This window comes from Draconibacterium mangrovi (assembly GCF_010586825.1).
In the GTDB taxonomy this organism is placed as follows: Bacteria; Bacteroidota; Bacteroidia; order Bacteroidales; family Prolixibacteraceae; genus Draconibacterium; species Draconibacterium mangrovi.
In genome coordinates this window covers 484,088-499,624 of record NZ_JAAAGB010000001.1, presented here as the reverse complement: position 1 = coordinate 499,624, position 15,537 = coordinate 484,088, and the positions used below count along the sequence as shown (strand labels likewise).

The 15,537-nt window shown below is 42.2% G+C and carries 16 protein-coding genes; 7 read left to right on the top strand and 9 right to left on the bottom strand.

Annotated features, from left to right (window positions below; all coding sequences use genetic code 11):
- Positions 1–177 precede the first annotated feature (177 nt).
- The gene (locus G4420_RS02045) at positions 178–2,460 is read right to left on the bottom strand and encodes a glycoside hydrolase family 3 C-terminal domain-containing protein (protein ID WP_163321936.1); all 2,283 of its coding nucleotides are present in this window, start codon (positions 2,458–2,460) and stop codon (positions 178–180) included.
- 241 nt (positions 2,461–2,701) lie between these two features.
- Here G4420_RS02045 and G4420_RS02040 point away from each other — a divergent pair, with 241 nt between their 5' ends.
- Complete coding sequence (locus G4420_RS02040; RefSeq protein WP_246241511.1) at positions 2,702–3,697, top strand: adenosine kinase; 996 nt, start codon at positions 2,702–2,704, stop codon at positions 3,695–3,697.
- Positions 3,698–3,831: 134 nt separating this feature from the next.
- On the opposite strand, the gene G4420_RS02035 is transcribed toward G4420_RS02040, so the two are convergent.
- Complete coding sequence (locus tag G4420_RS02035) at positions 3,832–4,449, bottom strand: deoxynucleoside kinase (protein ID WP_163321935.1); 618 nt, start codon at positions 4,447–4,449, stop codon at positions 3,832–3,834.
- Positions 4,450–4,488: 39 nt separating this feature from the next.
- A complete protein-coding gene (locus G4420_RS02030; RefSeq protein ID WP_163321934.1) occupies positions 4,489–6,009 on the bottom strand; it encodes a GH3 auxin-responsive promoter family protein in 1,521 nt (506 codons plus the stop codon).
- A gap of 238 nt (positions 6,010–6,247) precedes the next feature.
- Between G4420_RS02030 and G4420_RS02025 the strand changes: the two genes are divergently transcribed.
- The 3 genes from G4420_RS02025 (at position 6,248) to G4420_RS02015 (ending at position 8,286) form a co-directional block, all read left to right on the top strand.
- A complete protein-coding gene (locus G4420_RS02025; protein WP_163321933.1) occupies positions 6,248–6,772 on the top strand; it encodes a CvpA family protein in 525 nt (174 codons plus the stop codon).
- On the top strand, positions 6,756–7,847 hold the full coding sequence (locus G4420_RS02020; RefSeq protein WP_163321932.1) for a DUF3667 domain-containing protein: 1,092 nt from the start codon (positions 6,756–6,758) through the stop codon (positions 7,845–7,847). Before G4420_RS02025 ends, G4420_RS02020 begins: the two co-directional genes overlap by 17 nt.
- 79 nt (positions 7,848–7,926) lie before the next feature.
- Positions 7,927–8,286 (top strand): DUF6249 domain-containing protein, encoded by a 360-nt coding sequence (locus G4420_RS02015; RefSeq protein ID WP_045026552.1) that lies wholly within the window; start codon positions 7,927–7,929, stop codon positions 8,284–8,286.
- A gap of 52 nt (positions 8,287–8,338) precedes the next feature.
- Here the strand turns inward: G4420_RS02015 and fmt are convergent, their stop codons facing one another.
- Together fmt and G4420_RS02005 are read right to left on the bottom strand one after the other, a co-directional pair.
- On the bottom strand, positions 8,339–9,313 hold the full coding sequence (gene fmt, locus G4420_RS02010) for a methionyl-tRNA formyltransferase (protein ID WP_163321931.1): 975 nt from the start codon (positions 9,311–9,313) through the stop codon (positions 8,339–8,341).
- A 2-nt stretch (positions 9,314–9,315) separates the two neighbouring features.
- Positions 9,316–9,516: a DUF5522 domain-containing protein gene (locus tag G4420_RS02005; protein WP_045026558.1), complete on the bottom strand. Its 201-nt coding sequence runs from the start codon at positions 9,514–9,516 to the stop codon at positions 9,316–9,318.
- Positions 9,517–9,582: 66 nt separating this feature from the next.
- Between G4420_RS02005 and G4420_RS02000 the strand changes: the two genes are divergently transcribed.
- Positions 9,583–9,978: a hypothetical protein gene (locus G4420_RS02000; RefSeq protein ID WP_045026560.1), complete on the top strand. Its 396-nt coding sequence runs from the start codon at positions 9,583–9,585 to the stop codon at positions 9,976–9,978.
- Here G4420_RS02000 and G4420_RS01995 read toward each other — a convergent pair.
- From G4420_RS01995 to tyrS, 3 genes are all read right to left on the bottom strand, one after another.
- Positions 9,975–11,357 (bottom strand): O-antigen ligase family protein, encoded by a 1,383-nt coding sequence (locus tag G4420_RS01995; protein ID WP_163321930.1) that lies wholly within the window; start codon positions 11,355–11,357, stop codon positions 9,975–9,977. The two genes, G4420_RS02000 and G4420_RS01995, sit on opposite strands and share 4 nt — an antisense overlap.
- Before the next feature lie 79 nt (positions 11,358–11,436).
- Positions 11,437–12,387: a GumC domain-containing protein gene (locus G4420_RS01990; protein WP_163321929.1), complete on the bottom strand. Its 951-nt coding sequence runs from the start codon at positions 12,385–12,387 to the stop codon at positions 11,437–11,439.
- A gap of 69 nt (positions 12,388–12,456) precedes the next feature.
- Positions 12,457–13,749, bottom strand: coding sequence for a tyrosine--tRNA ligase (gene tyrS, locus G4420_RS01985; RefSeq protein WP_163321928.1), 1,293 nt, complete (start codon positions 13,747–13,749; stop codon positions 12,457–12,459).
- Positions 13,750–14,160: 411 nt separating this feature from the next.
- Here tyrS and G4420_RS01980 point away from each other — a divergent pair, with 411 nt between their 5' ends.
- Positions 14,161–14,742 carry an RNA polymerase sigma factor gene (locus G4420_RS01980; RefSeq protein WP_204273569.1) on the top strand — a complete coding sequence of 194 codons (582 nt, stop codon included), beginning with the start codon at positions 14,161–14,163 and terminating at the stop codon, positions 14,740–14,742.
- Positions 14,735–15,094 (top strand): hypothetical protein, encoded by a 360-nt coding sequence (locus G4420_RS01975; RefSeq protein ID WP_163321927.1) that lies wholly within the window; start codon positions 14,735–14,737, stop codon positions 15,092–15,094. The genes G4420_RS01980 and G4420_RS01975 overlap by 8 nt, the downstream gene beginning before the upstream one ends.
- Before the next feature lie 47 nt (positions 15,095–15,141).
- Here G4420_RS01975 and G4420_RS01970 read toward each other — a convergent pair whose 3' ends face one another.
- Positions 15,142–15,531: a hypothetical protein gene (locus tag G4420_RS01970; protein ID WP_163321926.1), complete on the bottom strand. Its 390-nt coding sequence runs from the start codon at positions 15,529–15,531 to the stop codon at positions 15,142–15,144.
- Positions 15,532–15,537: the final 6 nt, after the last annotated feature.

Sequence of the window (15,537 nt, the reverse complement as noted above, 5' to 3'; positions counted from 1 at the left end):
CGAATTTATCTTTTACACAAGGTAACAAAGGAAGTAGGGGCAATTGTTCTAAAAATTAAACGGGTTTAAGAAATTTGTGGTTTGGAATTTGGTAGAAGTGACTTGTAATGAATGATTTGGGGGTGTGAAAAAAGCCCGGCACAGAACCGGGCTTTTGAAATTTTATTGAGAATAATATTATTTCAACGCAACTTGTTTTTTCAAACGGATATCACCTGAAGAGGCACCAACCAATAATTCAATATCGCAAAGGTCGTTGTCCCAGGCGTGTTTCTCTTCGTTCCAGTATTGCAGTTTCTCTCCTGGAATTTCCAAAGTTACAGTCTGGTTTTTACCCGGCTCAAGTGCCACACGTGTAAATGCTTTTAACTCTTTAAGTGGCCATTCAACCGATGGGTTAATGCGGTGCACATACACCTGAACCACCTCTTCGGCAGCCATTTCTCCGGTATTGCTTAAGTTGAACGACAACGAAATCGTTTCGTCAGCGCCATAACTTTCTTTGCTTGTATTCAGGTCGGTATAAGCAAATTCGGTGTACGATAAACCATGGCCGAAAGGATACATTACCGGTTTGTTTTTGGTATCGAACCAGCGGTAACCCACCAGCGATTCTTCCGAATAGTAAGCCGTGTTCGGATCATTCTCCTGCTTGCCATCGGCAGCATGTGCTTCCGATTCTTTCTCTTCAACAAGGTCAACAAAAATGTCGCCTTTTTTGGCTCCCTGCGGATAATTGCCCAGCGCATATGCCGGCGAATCTTCTAGTTTAATAGGTAGTGTAAACGGCAAACGTCCGCTTGGCGAAATGTTTCCAACCAGGATATCGGCCAGTGCATTTCCGCCTTCGGTACCATTAAACCACGATTGCAACAACGCTTTCGACAGTGATTTAACGGTGTTCAAATCGTTAGGTGCGCCACTAACCAGTACAGTAACTATATTTTCGTTTACAGCACTTAATTGCTTAATCAATTCATCCTGACCCGATGGCAGGAAGATGTTTTCGCGGTCGTTGGCTTCGGTTTCCACAGCACGGTTGTCGCCACCAATAAACAGCACAATATCGGCTTTGGCGGCCAGTGCAACTGCTTCTTCATTTAGTTTGTTGTTCAGAACTGCTTTTTCTTTATCCTCTCGGTCAATATCTTCCTGTGATTTGGCTCCGAAAATACGTGCGTAATCCAGCTCTACCGGAACATAACCCTGTGCATATTGAATGTCGGCTTTGTCGCCAATTTTGTTTTTCAATCCTTCAAGCGGAGTAACTTCGTACAGCGTTTTTACGCCTGCACCAATACCGCCGCTTCCCATTTCGCGAACGGCGTTTTCGCCAATTACTGCAATCTGTGGTTTTTTGCTCAAATCGAGCGGAAGGATGCCTTCGTTTTTCAGCAGAACTACAGATTTACAAGCCACTTCATAGGCAATTTGCTGGCTTTCGGGTTGAGATGTAACTACCTGGTTGGCCTCTTCGGCAGGAACCGGATCGATGGCCAAACGCACACGCAAAATTTCGCGAACACGCTGGTCGATCACTTCTTCCGAAACTGCACCGGCTTTTACCGAGTCGAGCAAGGCAGCGCCTAAATATCTGCTGTCGGGCATTTCAACGTTCAGTCCGTGTTTTACCGATTCAACAGAAGAGTGTGTGCCGTTCCAGTCCGACACCACAAATCCACCAAATCCCCATTCATCACGAAGGATCTGGTTTAGCAGTACGTCATTTTCGGCGCACCACCAGCCGTTTACTTTATTGTAGGCCGACATAACACTGTAAGCATCTGCTTCCTGCACAGCCGCTTTAAATGGTGGCAGGTAAATCTCGCGCATTGCACGCTCACCAATAATTACGTTTACCGTTCCGCGGTTGTTCTCCTGGTTGTTCAGTGCATAGTGTTTTAAACAGGCTGCAGCACCATTATCTTGCGCACCTTTTGTGTACTGAACTGCCAGTTGCGAGCTTAGGAACGGATCTTCGCTCATGTACTCGTAAGTACGTCCCCCGGTAGGAATTCGCTGAATATTAATGGCCGGCCCAAGGATGACGTCTTTTCCGCGTAAACGGGCTTCTTTTGCCATTCCTGTACCGTAAGCATAAGCCAGCTCCGGACTCCAGGTAGCTGCCAGCGCCGATCCGGTAGGGAAGAAAGTGGCTTTGTCGTTCTCCCAGCCAAGCGGTGCCCAGCTTTTGGGCTCCATTTCCTCACGAATACCAAATGGCCCATCGGCATAAACCATATCGGCAATACCAAGGCGCTCAACTCCGGCCGATACGAACATGTATTTCCCGTGAAGCATGTTTACTTTTTCGTCCAGTGTCATTTGCGAAATGATACCGTCAATTTGTTCATCGTACTGCAGCAACGATGAGGTAAAAGTTTTTGATTGTGGAGATTTCTGTGTACACGCTCCTAGCAGTACTGCAAGAAGCATTACAAATGTGATTTTGTAATTCATAATATATTTCGGTTTAATGATACTTTCGGCTTATGTAGCGGCGCAAGATACCACTCCTTTCTTTTAAAACATGAATATTTTTATTTGATATTGTAAAAATAACAAAAAGATGTAAATTTTCAGGATTATTTTATTGAACCCGGAAAAGTTGAAGGGAAATGGGAGAGCTATTTATCTGAGTCATTGTTTTTTTCGCTTCGATAAAAATGCTGATATTTGCGGCACACAAAATTTAATAAAAATGACAAAACAAAATATTCCTGCTGTGCTGGGTATGGGTAACGCTTTGGTTGATGTAATCTCTGTTTTAGAGAGCGATGCTTTGCTTGAACAGTTTGGATTACCACGCGGCAGTATGACGCTGGTTGATGCCGATCAGTCGAAAACAATTTACGATGCTACTTACTCCGAAAAGAGTGAAGTGGCTACCGGAGGATCCGTCGCCAATTCGATTCGTGCTTTGGCCAACCTTGGCGGTAATGCCGGATATATGGGGAAAATCGGTCGCGATGAACTGGGTGATCTTTTTCGTAACGACTTTGAAAAACGTGGTGTGAGAACACACTTGTTCCACAGCGAAAATGCTACCGGAAGAGTGATGGGGCTGGTTAGTCCTGATTCGGAAAGAACCATGGCAACTTATCTGGGTGCTGCTGCCGAAATGCTACCGGAAGAGGTGACCGAAGAGCTGTTTGCCGGATATGAATATGTTTACATCGAAGGCTACCTGGTTTTTAATCACGACCTGATTAAAGCCTGTGCCGTAGCTGCCAAAAAAGCCGGTGTAAAGATTGCTGTCGACCTGTCGAGCTTTAACGTAGTGGAAGCCAACCTCGATTTCCTGAAAGAGCTGATCCGTGATTATGTAGATATTGTTTTTGCCAACGAAGAGGAAGCCAAATCATACACCGGGCTGGATCCGGAAGCCGCACTTCATGAAATTGCAAAAGGCGATAAAATTGCCGTTGTAAAAGTGGGTAAAGACGGCTCTATGATAAAACAAGGAGACGCTGTATCCCGTGTTGGAGTGATTCCTGCCAAAGCATTGGATACCACCGGAGCGGGCGATGCGTATGCCGCCGGTTTCTTTTATGGCCTTACAAATGGCTACGACCTGGAAAAATGTGGTAAAATAGCTGCACTGGTTTCAGGTAAAGTTGTTGAAGTTATGGGGCCAAACCTGGCCGACGAACAATGGCCGGAAGTAAAAGCTGAAATTGCAAAGATTGTTGGTTAAAATTAAAGCATAAAAAAAACTGTCATTTCGATCAGTCGGCTGACGGAGAAAAATCTGTAACGGATTTAGCTCCGCTGATTTTCAATTCTCAGTCATTCTTTCTTCGAAATGACAGTTTTTTTTATAATAATCTATTACTGGAATAAACCGTGAATCTGAGCATCGATCCTATCGATAACAAAACTCAAGTCTTCAGGATTAGCTGTAAAATCAAGGTCATCCACATTAATCACCAGTAATTTCCCCATTTTGTAACCACTAATCCAGTTCTCGTAACGGTCGTTAAGTTGTTTTAAATAATCCAGGCGAATGGAGTTTTCGTATTCACGACCCCGTTTCTGAATCTGGTTTACCAAGGTTGGAATCGAAGCGCGTAAATAAATCAGCAAATCAGGTGGCTGAATCAGGCTGGCCATCAGGTCGAACAACGATTTGTAGTTGCCAAAATCGCGGGTGCTCATCAATCCCATGGCGTGCAGGTTGGGAGCAAAAATTTCGGCATCCTCATAAATTGTACGGTCTTGTATAATCGTTTTTCCAGACTTGCGGATATCGATGATCTGTTTAAAACGCGAATTCAGGAAGTATATCTGCAGGTTAAACGACCAGCGTTGCATGTCGTTGTAAAAGTCATTCAGATAAGGGTTTTCGTCTACGTCTTCGTAATGTGGGGTCCATTTATAATGTTTAGCCAGAAGCTCGCTCAGTGTAGTCTTTCCGGCACCAATGTTACCCGCTATAGCAATGTGCATATTCAATTATTTTTTTTGAAATTCTAAAGTATAAAAAAATTACCTGTCGGCCCCCAGAATGTTCATAAGTTCGTCGAGATATTTTCGGTTATTGGCCAGTCGCGGAATTTTATTTTGCCCGCCAACTTTGCCGCGTTGTTTCATCCAATTGTAGAAAGTTCCTTTTGGCGCCACCGTAAGATGCAGCATTTCAAGGGTCATATTTTTATGGCGCTTGGCTTCGTAATCCGAGTTTAACGTTTTTAGCGAATTATCCAGTATAGTTTTAAAGTGATCAACGTCTTTTGGTTCCTTTGCAAATTCAATAATCCACTGGTGTGCTCCTTTGTTGTTGTCGCTCATAAATACCGGGCCGGCGGTGTATTCATTTACGATTGCCCCGGTATGGTGGCAGGCAACTTTCAGCGCTTGTTCGGCGTTCTCGATAATCACCTCTTCGCCAAAAGCATTGATAAAATGTTTGGTGCGCCCAGTAACTTTTATCTTGAACGGGTATTTGCAGGTAAATTTTATGGTGTCGCCAATTATATAACGCCACAATCCGGCGTTGGTCGAAATTACCATGGCATAATTTTCGTCCAGTTCCACGTCTTTAAGATTAACAACGGTAGGATTTTCGCTGCCAAATTCCGACATCGGTATAAACTCGTAGTAAATGCCATAGTCGAGCATTAATAGCATGTCATCCTGGTGCTCGTTATCCTGAATGCCAAAAAAACCTTCCGAAGCATTGTAGGTTTCCACGTAATGCATTTGTGGCGATGGAATAATTTTACGGTATTGCTCGCGGTAGGGCTCAAAATTTACACCTCCATGAGCAAAAACTTCCAGGTTGGGCCACACTTCCAGCAGGTTCGATTTGCCGGTTTTTTCCAGCACGCGTTTAAAAAGTACCAGGTACCACGACGGAACACCTGCAAAAGCAGTGACATTCTGGTCGAGGGTGGTATCTATTATCTTTTCAACTTTCTCTTCAAATTCTTCGATAAGGGCAATCTCCGCAGCCGGTGTCCGGAACAGATCTGACCAAAAAGGCTCATTCTCGATCATAATTGCCGACAGATCGCCATGAAACGAATTATTGTTTAAAGTGCTAACACGGTGGCTTCCTCCCAAAGTCAGAATTTTTCCTTTTAAAACTTTCGATTCAGGATTAGAGGTAATATACTGGGCAAAAATATCTTTTGGGCCGCGCAAATGACATTCTTCCAAAGCTTCGTTGGTAACCGGAATAAATTTGCTTTTGTCGCTGGTGGTTCCGCTCGATTTGGCAAACCACTTTACCTCGCCCGGCCAAAGCAGGTTTTTTTCGCCCTGGCGCAAGCGGTCGATGTATGGTTTTACATCTTCGTAGGTTTGCAAAGGCATTGCTTTTTGGAATTCGCGGTACGATGTTACATCATCAAAATTGTGTGCTTTGCCCCATTGCGTGTCTTTTGCACTTTGCAACAGTTCAAATAAGGTTTCGTTTTGGATTTCATGTGGATATTCGCGGTAATACTGTATTTGGTAGTTACGTTTTATATTTACCCACTTGATAACTGAATTTATTAGAGGCATCTGTTACGTTTATTTTTATGAAGTCCAAATTTATGAATAATTGTATCAAATAAACAATCAAAAATCATCTTGCAAGGGGCAATAATTGCGCCGCCCGGAAAAATAAATTAAGGAAAAAGTTCGTTTAACCATAAAATCTGTTCGCTGGCCGATTGGCCGGTTTTTTAACTGATCGCGAATTTTTATATTTACCGCGTCAAATTGTTTCGGGAAACCTAACATCCATAGAAATTTTAGTATGAACTACATCGATATTATTTTAGGCATTTTGTTGATACTGTCAGCAATAAATGGTTTTAGTAAAGGCCTTATTTCTGAGGTAGCATCAATTGCAGCGCTCATTTTAGGAATTTGGGGAGCTATCAAATTTTCATATGTGACCACCGAATTTCTGATTGAGAATTTCAACATGCATTCGAAACACATGAATATTATTTCGTTTGTCATCACTTTTGTAGTTATTGTTATTCTGGTGCACATTGTTGGCAGCGCGGTAAGTAAAATGGCCGAAACCGTTTTGCTGGGATTTGCCAATAAACTGGCCGGTTTGGTTTTTGGAGTTTTAAAATCGGCCTTGATATTAAGCATAATATTGGTTATTTTTGACAAGATCGATGAGGACGTTCATATTCTTTCGCGCGAAGCCAAAGAAAATTCGCGGATGTATGAACCGATCCGATCGTTTGCACCATCGATCTTCCCGTTTATTGAAGGATGGGAAATTGATATGAAAGAGAATCGCGAATATGAAGATGTGGTCTAAACTTACAGAGCGTTTTAAGGGGAAAGACAATTCCAACTGGCAAATCGATGTTGATTGTTTAAACTGTGGAACAAATTTTTCGGGGCATTATTGTCCGAATTGCGGCCAGGCGGTAAAAGAATACGACAGACCTTTTGGTTTTATCTTTTACAATTTTTTGGGCGATTTTTTTGCCTTCGACACCCGATTTTTTCAAACACTTTTTGCATTAATTGCGCGCCCCGGCTTTCTTACCAAAGAATATTTTGCCGGTCGCAGAGTTCGCTATACCCCTCCATTGCGCATTTTTATTTTTGTGAGTTTTATACTGTTTTTGTTGTTACAAATTGTTACTAATCGTGGTTTGTCAACCGTACTGGACTCGGATTTAGAAGATGCAAAAATTGGACTTGATTCTACATCGATAGTTGCTGCCGATTCGATTTTAACCGAGGTAAACCAAGAGCTTTCTCCGCAGGAAAAGCAGGCTCTGGACAAAGTTCTGAGTAAAGGAAATATTCAGCTGGATAGTATCGATGTGGCCAAATCAGCCAATGAATTAGATTTGGGAAGTTGGGGTGGTGCACGAAATATAAGACTGGCACTGAATAATTATGCCGACGATATGGAAAAGGAACTGGCAGAGGAAACAGATCCGGGGAAACGCGCTGAATTGAAGGAAAATATTCGAATGTTGCGCTCGCCCGAAGCTACCATGGCTAAAATACTCAAATACATTTCGTATGCATTTTTCCTGTTGCTGCCGCTTTTTGCACTTATTTTAAAGCTTATTTATATTCGCCGGCGCCATAATTACATGCGACACCTGGTTTTTTCCATTCACATCCATTCGTTTATTTTTTTGGTAATGACTACTATAATTGGCCTGTATTTGTTATTTGACAAAGACTTTGCTACTGTGTCAGGTATTTTGTTCTTGTCGGTTCCCATTTATATTATAATAGCTTTAAAGAAATTTTACGGGCAATCAATCGGTAAGGTGGTGCTAAAATTCTTCACCCTCTCGTTTATCTATAACATGGTTTTTTTTACGGTTATTCTTCTGGCCTCGCTGGATGCAATTAATGTGCTCTGAAAATTATTTTAAAAAAGTTGCAACATTTCATTCTTCCGTGTAGTCAAACGGTCAGAAAATAAATTTTAAAACAATAATTATGGAAGAATTAATTGCAGTAGGCGTAGTATTTTTTGGAGCATATCACATTATCAAACTATTTTCTACTCACTTATTAAAACGAAAACTGATTAAAGCCGAACAGTACGACAGAGTTGGTATTCTGGAAGAGCCAAAAGTTGAAAATGATGAATCGAACCGTTATCCTTCGTTGAAATGGGGCTTGGTTGCCTTAATGACAGGTTTGGGATTTATAATCATTGAAGTGATGGGATTATTTAACCGTGACATGGTTAGAGGTCGTGATGCCGTTTTACCACTGGGAATTTTGATGGTTTGTATTTCATTGGGTTTCCTGATCTATTTCTTTATTATGAACGGGAAAGCCGTTAAGAAGTAGCTTATTAGTTAGTGATAGTATCACCGGAAGTGATACTATCACTAATTTTTGCTTATTGAAATGTATAATCTCCTATTTGCTGAAATCCCCGAAGAAAATCCTGAACTTTCATTCTTTTTTTACCTGCAATTTGCAGATCGGTAATTTGCAGCCAGCCATTGGCGCAGGCCACTTTTAAAAAGTGTTTGCCATCGCTTTCCAATGTTCCCGGAGGCGTGTTTTTATTGTCTTCAACACGCATGGCCATAAATATTTTGGTGGCAGTTTCTTGCCCCGTTTCTTTGTGTTTTAAGGTACTCCAGGCAGCAGGGTAAGGCGATAGTCCGCGAATAAGGTTACGAACCGCATCAGCATCGGCCGACCAATCTATTTTACAATCTTCCTTGAAAATTTTCGGAGCATGTTTTATTTCTTCACCTTCGGCAACCAGCTCTTCCTGCGGAATGGCTTTGTAATCGCCGGAAGCCAGTGCATCAACAGTTTCAACAACCAGTTTGGCGCCAATGCCCATTAATGCATCGTGAATGGTTCCAACGGTGTCGTTTTCCCAAATGTCAATTTCTTTGCGGAAAAGTATTTTACCGGTATCAATTTCATGTGCCAACAAAAAAGTAGTTACCCCGGTTTTTGTTTCGCCGTTTATTACGGCCCAGTTTAGCGGGGCCGCACCACGATACTGTGGTAGTAAAGATCCATGCAAATTAAAAGTTCCCAAACGCGGCATATCCCAAACCACTTCGGGTAACATTCTGAAGGCAACAACCACCTGCAAGTCGGCTTCCAAAGCTCTTAGTTCATCCAGGAAATCCGGGTTTTTAAGTTTTTCGGGTTGCAGAACATTTAGTCCTTGTTCAACAGCATATTGTTTTACTGCCGATTCGTGGAGTTTTTTTCCACGTCCTGCCGGTTTGTCGGGCGCTGTAATTACACCAACAATAGTGTAACCGCCTTCAACCAGGGCCTGTAAACTGGCCACGGCAAAATCGGGCGTTCCCATAAAAACGATTCTCAGGTCTTTTCCTTGCATAACTATTTTTTTCTGAGATTGGTATTTCCTTTTTGCGCTTTTGGCCAGTACGGGCAATGGCGGCATCCGTTGGCACAACAGTAGCCGCGGTTTGTCAGGTATGATTCGGTCATCACCCGGTAACCATTTTCCATGTAAAAATCTTTCCCTTCCTTTAATTCTTCCTCGTATCGGTCAGGAAAAAGGTCGTCGAAATATCCCATTCTCAAATTTTTTTCAAAAGTAGCCAAATTGACTTATCTTTCAGAACACGAATCACAGTTTTTACCATGGGAGTTGAGAAAGATTATTTAATGCGTCAGCTGATGATGCTTTTTGAAGTCATCCAGAAAATTTTACGTCACCGCAGAAAAGGCGAAGATGAAGAGGCTGAAAAGCAAATTCAGTTTTTTTACGAGTACCTGAAAATTGATGAAGATGTGGAGAAACTTTCGGTTGAAGCTTTGATCGATTTATTGGAGAAAGATAAAAACCTGGTAAACGAACAATTGGAGATGGTGGCTTTTGTGCTAAAAGAACAGGGAGAACTGGCCGCCTCGGATGATAAACGTTTGGATTTTTTCAGAAAGTCATATTTCATTCTACAAAAGGTGGAACGCGAAAGCATTTCCTTTTCAATGGACCGCCAAATGAAAATAGCAGAACTGAGTGCTTACCTGAATTAATCTTGTTTCAGTTCAGTATCCATTTCCTGCTTTCGTGAAAGAATATCAATGGCAACGATCATGGCAGTGAACCCCCAAAACGGCACCGAAATTTTGTCGGTATCTAAAAAGTTATTCAGAAATCCGTGGATGTGATAAGTAACCAGCCCAATAAGCGCCGCTAAAACTATCGACCGCAGCCTGTAATCGCTTAAGCGCGTGTAAGTGTTAACCGCAGTATAAATCACCAGGATTATAATTAACAAGTATGTGGCCAAACCAAGCACTCCCGATTCGGCCATGGGGCCAAGGTATTCGCTGTGTGCATTTCCACCGTCGGCAGAGTTGGTACTGATAATTGTGCGGTCTTTGCTCAACTGGTATTTGGCATATTTAAACATGTAGGTTCCCGGGCCGAAGCCTACTACAGGTTTGTCGGCAAACATGCGCACGGCACAACTCCAGCGGTTAATACGCTCCATGTTCGAGGCATCGGAGCTGATGTTCGACATCGAGGAAATGTGTGTCATTATATTTGCCGACGACTCTTCCGAGTTTTGTTCCAGTTTCATAACAATTTGAGATTGAAAGGTGAAGAACAAAACAATTACAGAAACCACGGTTATAAAAAGAGGCTTAAAGCGTATTCGTAATTTTATGATGGTCCAAACGCCAAAAGCAACGATTATACTCAACCACGCTGCCCGACTATACGATAACAAAAATCCCAGCGTTACAACGGCAAGCGCTCCGGCTGCCAGTAAGCGGACGTTTTTCGAATAGGTTTTACTCAGAATAAACATAACCAAAAACGGGATGTAAATGGCAGAGGCAGCACCATACGAAGTGTGGTCGCGGTAAAACGGCGAAACCACAAAGTGCGCAGCTTGTTTGTCCCACAAACCATAACCGAGATGCCGGTACGTAGAATAGAAAATTACCAGCATCAGAGGAATAACGTACAGCCACACGTATTTTTCCATGTTTTTGCCGTCTTTAAATATTTTGGCGGTAAGCAGGTAAAGACCTACTACAAACCAAATGCGCATCAGCAAAAACTTAAACGAAACCATGGGCATGGTGCTGGTGACACTGGTAATCAGAATCCAGAAGAGGTTCAGGTAAACGGCCAGTGATACCGGGTGAAGTAATATTTTACGATCGAATTGACGTTCCTGTAAAACTTTCAGAATAAAAAGCAGCAGCAGCCCAAACAACATCGGTTCAGTGGGAATGTACATATCGAATCCTATCCCAGGTAAATATTCCCGAAGAGGAATGGATAAGGGCGCCAGAAAAGCGATGAGGTAAATAACTTTGTCAAACGAATAAACGGCCAGTAAAACAACAGCAAAAACAAGCGGAAGCACATTGGCATACAGCATATGTTTTTCTACCATAAACCAAAGATTCAATGCAATAAATCCAATGGAAATGAGATAAAAAAGTGCAATTCGTATGACCGCTTTTTGTGGCACTTTAGTCTTTTTTTCTGTACTCGAGAACCAGGAAAACTAATAGTGCAAAAAATACTGCCGACAGCGTTGTAAAAGCAACGATCAGCCAGCGAACAGGGTATGCTTTTTTATCAGCCGGAAACGGGTATTCCACCACATGGCTGTAAGTAATTTCTTTTTCGTATTCGGTTAAGTAGGTGTCGTAAACGATCGAGAGTGAATCAATAACCTGAATAGTTTTATTGTATTTGTTTTCAAGCATGTAAGCACGTGAGCCTTCTTTAGAAAAGTTGTCGTAAAGCTGTTCAATTTTCTTTGTATCGCCTGCCGATCCACGTCCTGCTGCCAGGGCATTCATATAACCACGGGTAATTTCATTCACCTGGTTGTTATAACTGATAATGCCATATTTATCACGGATGCTATCCAGTTGGTGTTCGTAAGCTTTCAGCTCATTATATTTCCTGTCGAGCTGTCTGCCGGTTATGTCAACCATTTCCTTTTCTTTGGTTTTATGCAATTCCTGCACTTTTTGGTTGAAAAACGAAATGATCGAATCGCACATATCTGAAGCACGTTGCGGGTCTTCATCCAACACTCTTATCTCAGCAGTTTCGTATTCGGTTTTGCCGGTGCTCACATTGGTGTTGTATTCGCCAAGCATATACGTAGTGTACTGCGGATCGTCTTTTTTAATGTCGTACACCTTGGCGAGATCAAACGAATCGAACATTCTGAACTTGATGTCGTTCGAATTCAGTATCTCAAGCATCTGTTCGGTCTCCGACTCATCACTCATCGTCCAGATGTTTGTAGGGTAAAGGCGCGCCGTTGATTTAAATTTGGGCGTAATAAACGCCGGGCCCGAAAAAATGGCCGATAAAACAACAGCAATTGCACCAATTAGTACAAAATGAAATTTGCGTTTCCATATAAGTTGCAGGATACGTTGGTTGTCAAAAAAGTTATCCATAAAGTGTGGTTTCAATTTGATCGTGTAATTTCAACGCACCCGAACTGTTTTTAGTATCTAAACACCTGATTATTCAGCAATAATAAGGAAGTAGTTTTTCTTTCCTTTTTGTGCCAGAATGTATTTACCGCCAATTAAATAGTCGTTGTTTACAATCAGCTCAGGATCGTTGATTTTATCTTTGTTAATGCTCAGTCCGTTACCTTGTATAGTACGGCGCAATTCACCTTTCGATGGAAAAACCTCTGTTTTTTCAGCCAGCAAATCGATAACGTTAATACCGGTAGCCAATTCGTCTTTTGAGATATTGAATTGAGGAACGCCTTCAAACACAGCAAGGAAAGTACTTTCGTTTAGTTTGCGCAACTGTTCGGCAGTACCTTTTCCAAACAAGATCTGCGATGCTTCCACAGCCATTTCATATTCTTCGCGCGAGTGAACCATAATGGTTACTTCCTCAGCCAGTTTTTTCTGCAACGCACGGGCATGTGGTGCTTCTTTGTGCGCTGCTACCAATGTGTCGATCTCTTCTTTCGACAGCAACGTAAATATTTTTATGTAACGTTCGGCATCGTCATCCGAAGTGTTCAGCCAAAACTGGAAGAATGCATAAGGCGAAGTGCGTTCCGGATCGAGCCAAACGTTGCCCGATTCTGTTTTTCCAAACTTGGTACCGTCGGCTTTGGTGATTAGCGGACAGGTTAGAGCAAAAGCTTCACCTCCGTCCATACGGCGGATCAACTCAGTTCCTGTTGTGATGTTTCCCCACTGGTCTGATCCACCCATTTGCAGACGGCAGTTGTTGTTTTTGTACAAGTGGTAAAAGTCGTAGCCCTGCACCAACTGGTAAGTAAATTCAGTAAACGACATACCCGATTTTGACTCTTCACCCAACCGTTTTTTTACCGAATCTTTTGCCATCATGTAGTTTACGGTAATACGTTTACCCACGTCGCGGATAAAATCAAGGAATGAAAATTCCTTCATCCAGTCGTAGTTGTTTACCAAAAGTGCTACGTTGTCTTCCTTACTTTCAAAATCGAGGAATTTCGCCAGCTGAGCTTTAATACATTCCTGATTGTGGCGCAGTGTTGGTTCGTCGAGCAGGTTACGCTCCTGTGATTTTCCTGATGGGTCGCCAATCATTCCGGTAGCACCACCAACCAATGCAATAGGCTGGTGACCTGCAATCTGAAGATGTTTCAACATCATGACACTTACCAGGTGGCCAATGTGCAACGAATCGGCAGTTGGATCGATACCCACATAAGCCGCAGTTAATTCTTTTTCCAGTTGTTCCTCAGTTCCCGGCATTATATCGTGCAACATGCCTCTCCATTTCAGCTCTTGTACAAAACTCATCAGTGTAAAATTTATTTATGATCGTGATCGAATCAATCGTTTCTTAAAAATCTGCGCAAATATACTCAATGCGGACAGCTTTTCGGGAATTTTGACGAAGTTATTTTTTTCTTTTTCAAGTCAAAATTTTCAAGCATAGCCGTAGCTACGGTTTAAAATTTTGGTGTAGAAAAAGGGAAAAAGAACAAATGAAAAACCCGAAAAGCTGTTTGTTTTGAGTATGTATAAAATGCTGAGTGTTATTCGTTGGCTTTCCGTTCAAAATCAAATCCTGCAAAGGAAATTAACGATTTGCAAACCACCATCTTCTTCCGCTTCCGACTCCCGGCTTTGGTCTTCCGACTTCATTCTTCAAACTTTTCAAAAATTATTGTAACATTTGCCTACCTTGCTTAGTCTGATGAGATAATTATGAATGATGCGCAACTGGTTCAACAGGTTTTAAACGGAAACAACCATGCGTTCAGGTTTTTGGTATCGAAGTACCAACGGCTTGTAACGCACGTGGTTGGACGCATTATTCAGCAGGAAGATGAGTTGGAGGACATTTGCCAGGAGGTTTTTATAAAAGTGTTTAAAACACTGAAACGTTTTCGGGGCGATTCGAAGCTGTCGACATGGATTGCAACCATTGCTTACAATACGGCAATTACGCATTACCGAAAACTAAAACGAAGAGGTGAACTGTCATACAGCGAAGAGCCAAACCTTATTCTTGCTGAAAAAGACCCGGGGCTGAACCAGAAAAGTATTGAAAAGGAAGAAGCTAAAAAATATCTCATGCAACTGATCGAGTCGTTGCCGGTGAACTACCGAACGGTGATTACGTTATTTCATCTGGAGGAGTTCTCGTACAAAGAGATAGAAGAGATTACAGGAATGCCCGAAGGAACCATTAAAAGTTACCTGAGCCGGGCACGAAAATTATTAAAAGGCAAGATTGAAAAAGTTGCCCGTTTGGAACAAACTAATATATTTGTTGACTATGTATAACGAAGATCGGAATTTTGACACAGACAAACTGCTGAAAGAGGCATTCACTTCGGAGCCTGAGTTCATGCTGTCGGAGAATTTTACCGATGCCCTTGTTAAGCAGGTGGAGCGGCGTTTTGCCTGGAAACAATACCTCAGGGAATTTGCTATTTACCTGGCCGTTATACTCGGAATTATGTTGGTTGCTGCAGTACTGGCCTTTGTTTGGTACGATGTTACCGTTTCGGGCTGGATGGAGTTCGTTACAAAAAATGCTTCGCTGGTGGTTGGCATAAACCTTTTGCTGGTGTTCGTTTTGTTTGCCGATCGGGTGCTGTTAAGGTATTTCATGTACAAGGCATCTACAGAATAATACCTCGATTTTCAATTTGTAATAGTGCTTAGGAAAATAAGCGCCTTTTACTCGGTTACCTTCCTGTAATCGGTAAGGAAAAGAAGAAAAAGTGCGATAAAAGCAATATCGATCAGGCCAAATACGGCAAAAACAACATGTGGCAATTCGCCAATTCCCCAGTTGTACAACGCTACCCAGGCATAGGCCAATTTGTAGGCTACCGCTACTTTTACAATGTCGACATTTCGTTTAATGTTGCGGTAAACAAACCAGTACAGTATTCCCTGTGCAAAAACAAAAGCGGCATTAAGTTGCAGGTAAGCTTCTGTTTCGGGCAGCGGAATGTTAAACATGGCGTACACATTTGGATACAGCAGAAAAAAAGAAACGCCCAGAATAAAATCGTAGGCGGCAGCAATAAGAAAAACTGTTTTGTAAAATTTTAATGTTCTCATAGTGGT

Excerpts from the sequence above, each read along its gene's own strand:
- G4420_RS02045 (WP_163321936.1), bottom strand. The coding sequence starts at position 2,460 with ATGAATTACAAAATCACATTTGTAATGCTTCTTGCAGTACTGCTAGGA.
- G4420_RS02040 (WP_246241511.1), top strand. The coding sequence starts at position 2,702 with ATGACAAAACAAAATATTCCTGCTGTGCTGGGTATGGGTAACGCTTTG.
- G4420_RS02035 (WP_163321935.1), bottom strand. The coding sequence starts at position 4,449 with ATGCACATTGCTATAGCGGGTAACATTGGTGCCGGAAAGACTACACTG.
- G4420_RS02030 (WP_163321934.1), bottom strand. The coding sequence starts at position 6,009 with ATGCCTCTAATAAATTCAGTTATCAAGTGGGTAAATATAAAACGTAAC.
- G4420_RS02025 (WP_163321933.1), top strand. The coding sequence starts at position 6,248 with ATGAACTACATCGATATTATTTTAGGCATTTTGTTGATACTGTCAGCA.
- G4420_RS02020 (WP_163321932.1), top strand. The coding sequence starts at position 6,756 with ATGAAGATGTGGTCTAAACTTACAGAGCGTTTTAAGGGGAAAGACAAT.
- G4420_RS02015 (WP_045026552.1), top strand. The coding sequence starts at position 7,927 with ATGGAAGAATTAATTGCAGTAGGCGTAGTATTTTTTGGAGCATATCAC.
- fmt (WP_163321931.1), bottom strand. The coding sequence starts at position 9,313 with ATGCAAGGAAAAGACCTGAGAATCGTTTTTATGGGAACGCCCGATTTT.
- G4420_RS02005 (WP_045026558.1), bottom strand. The coding sequence starts at position 9,516 with ATGGGATATTTCGACGACCTTTTTCCTGACCGATACGAGGAAGAATTA.
- G4420_RS02000 (WP_045026560.1), top strand. The coding sequence starts at position 9,583 with ATGGGAGTTGAGAAAGATTATTTAATGCGTCAGCTGATGATGCTTTTT.
- G4420_RS01995 (WP_163321930.1), bottom strand. The coding sequence starts at position 11,357 with ATGGTAGAAAAACATATGCTGTATGCCAATGTGCTTCCGCTTGTTTTT.
- G4420_RS01990 (WP_163321929.1), bottom strand. The coding sequence starts at position 12,387 with ATGGATAACTTTTTTGACAACCAACGTATCCTGCAACTTATATGGAAA.
- tyrS (WP_163321928.1), bottom strand. The coding sequence starts at position 13,749 with ATGAGTTTTGTACAAGAGCTGAAATGGAGAGGCATGTTGCACGATATA.
- G4420_RS01980 (WP_204273569.1), top strand. The coding sequence starts at position 14,161 with ATGAATGATGCGCAACTGGTTCAACAGGTTTTAAACGGAAACAACCAT.
- G4420_RS01975 (WP_163321927.1), top strand. The coding sequence starts at position 14,735 with ATGTATAACGAAGATCGGAATTTTGACACAGACAAACTGCTGAAAGAG.
- G4420_RS01970 (WP_163321926.1), bottom strand. The coding sequence starts at position 15,531 with ATGAGAACATTAAAATTTTACAAAACAGTTTTTCTTATTGCTGCCGCC.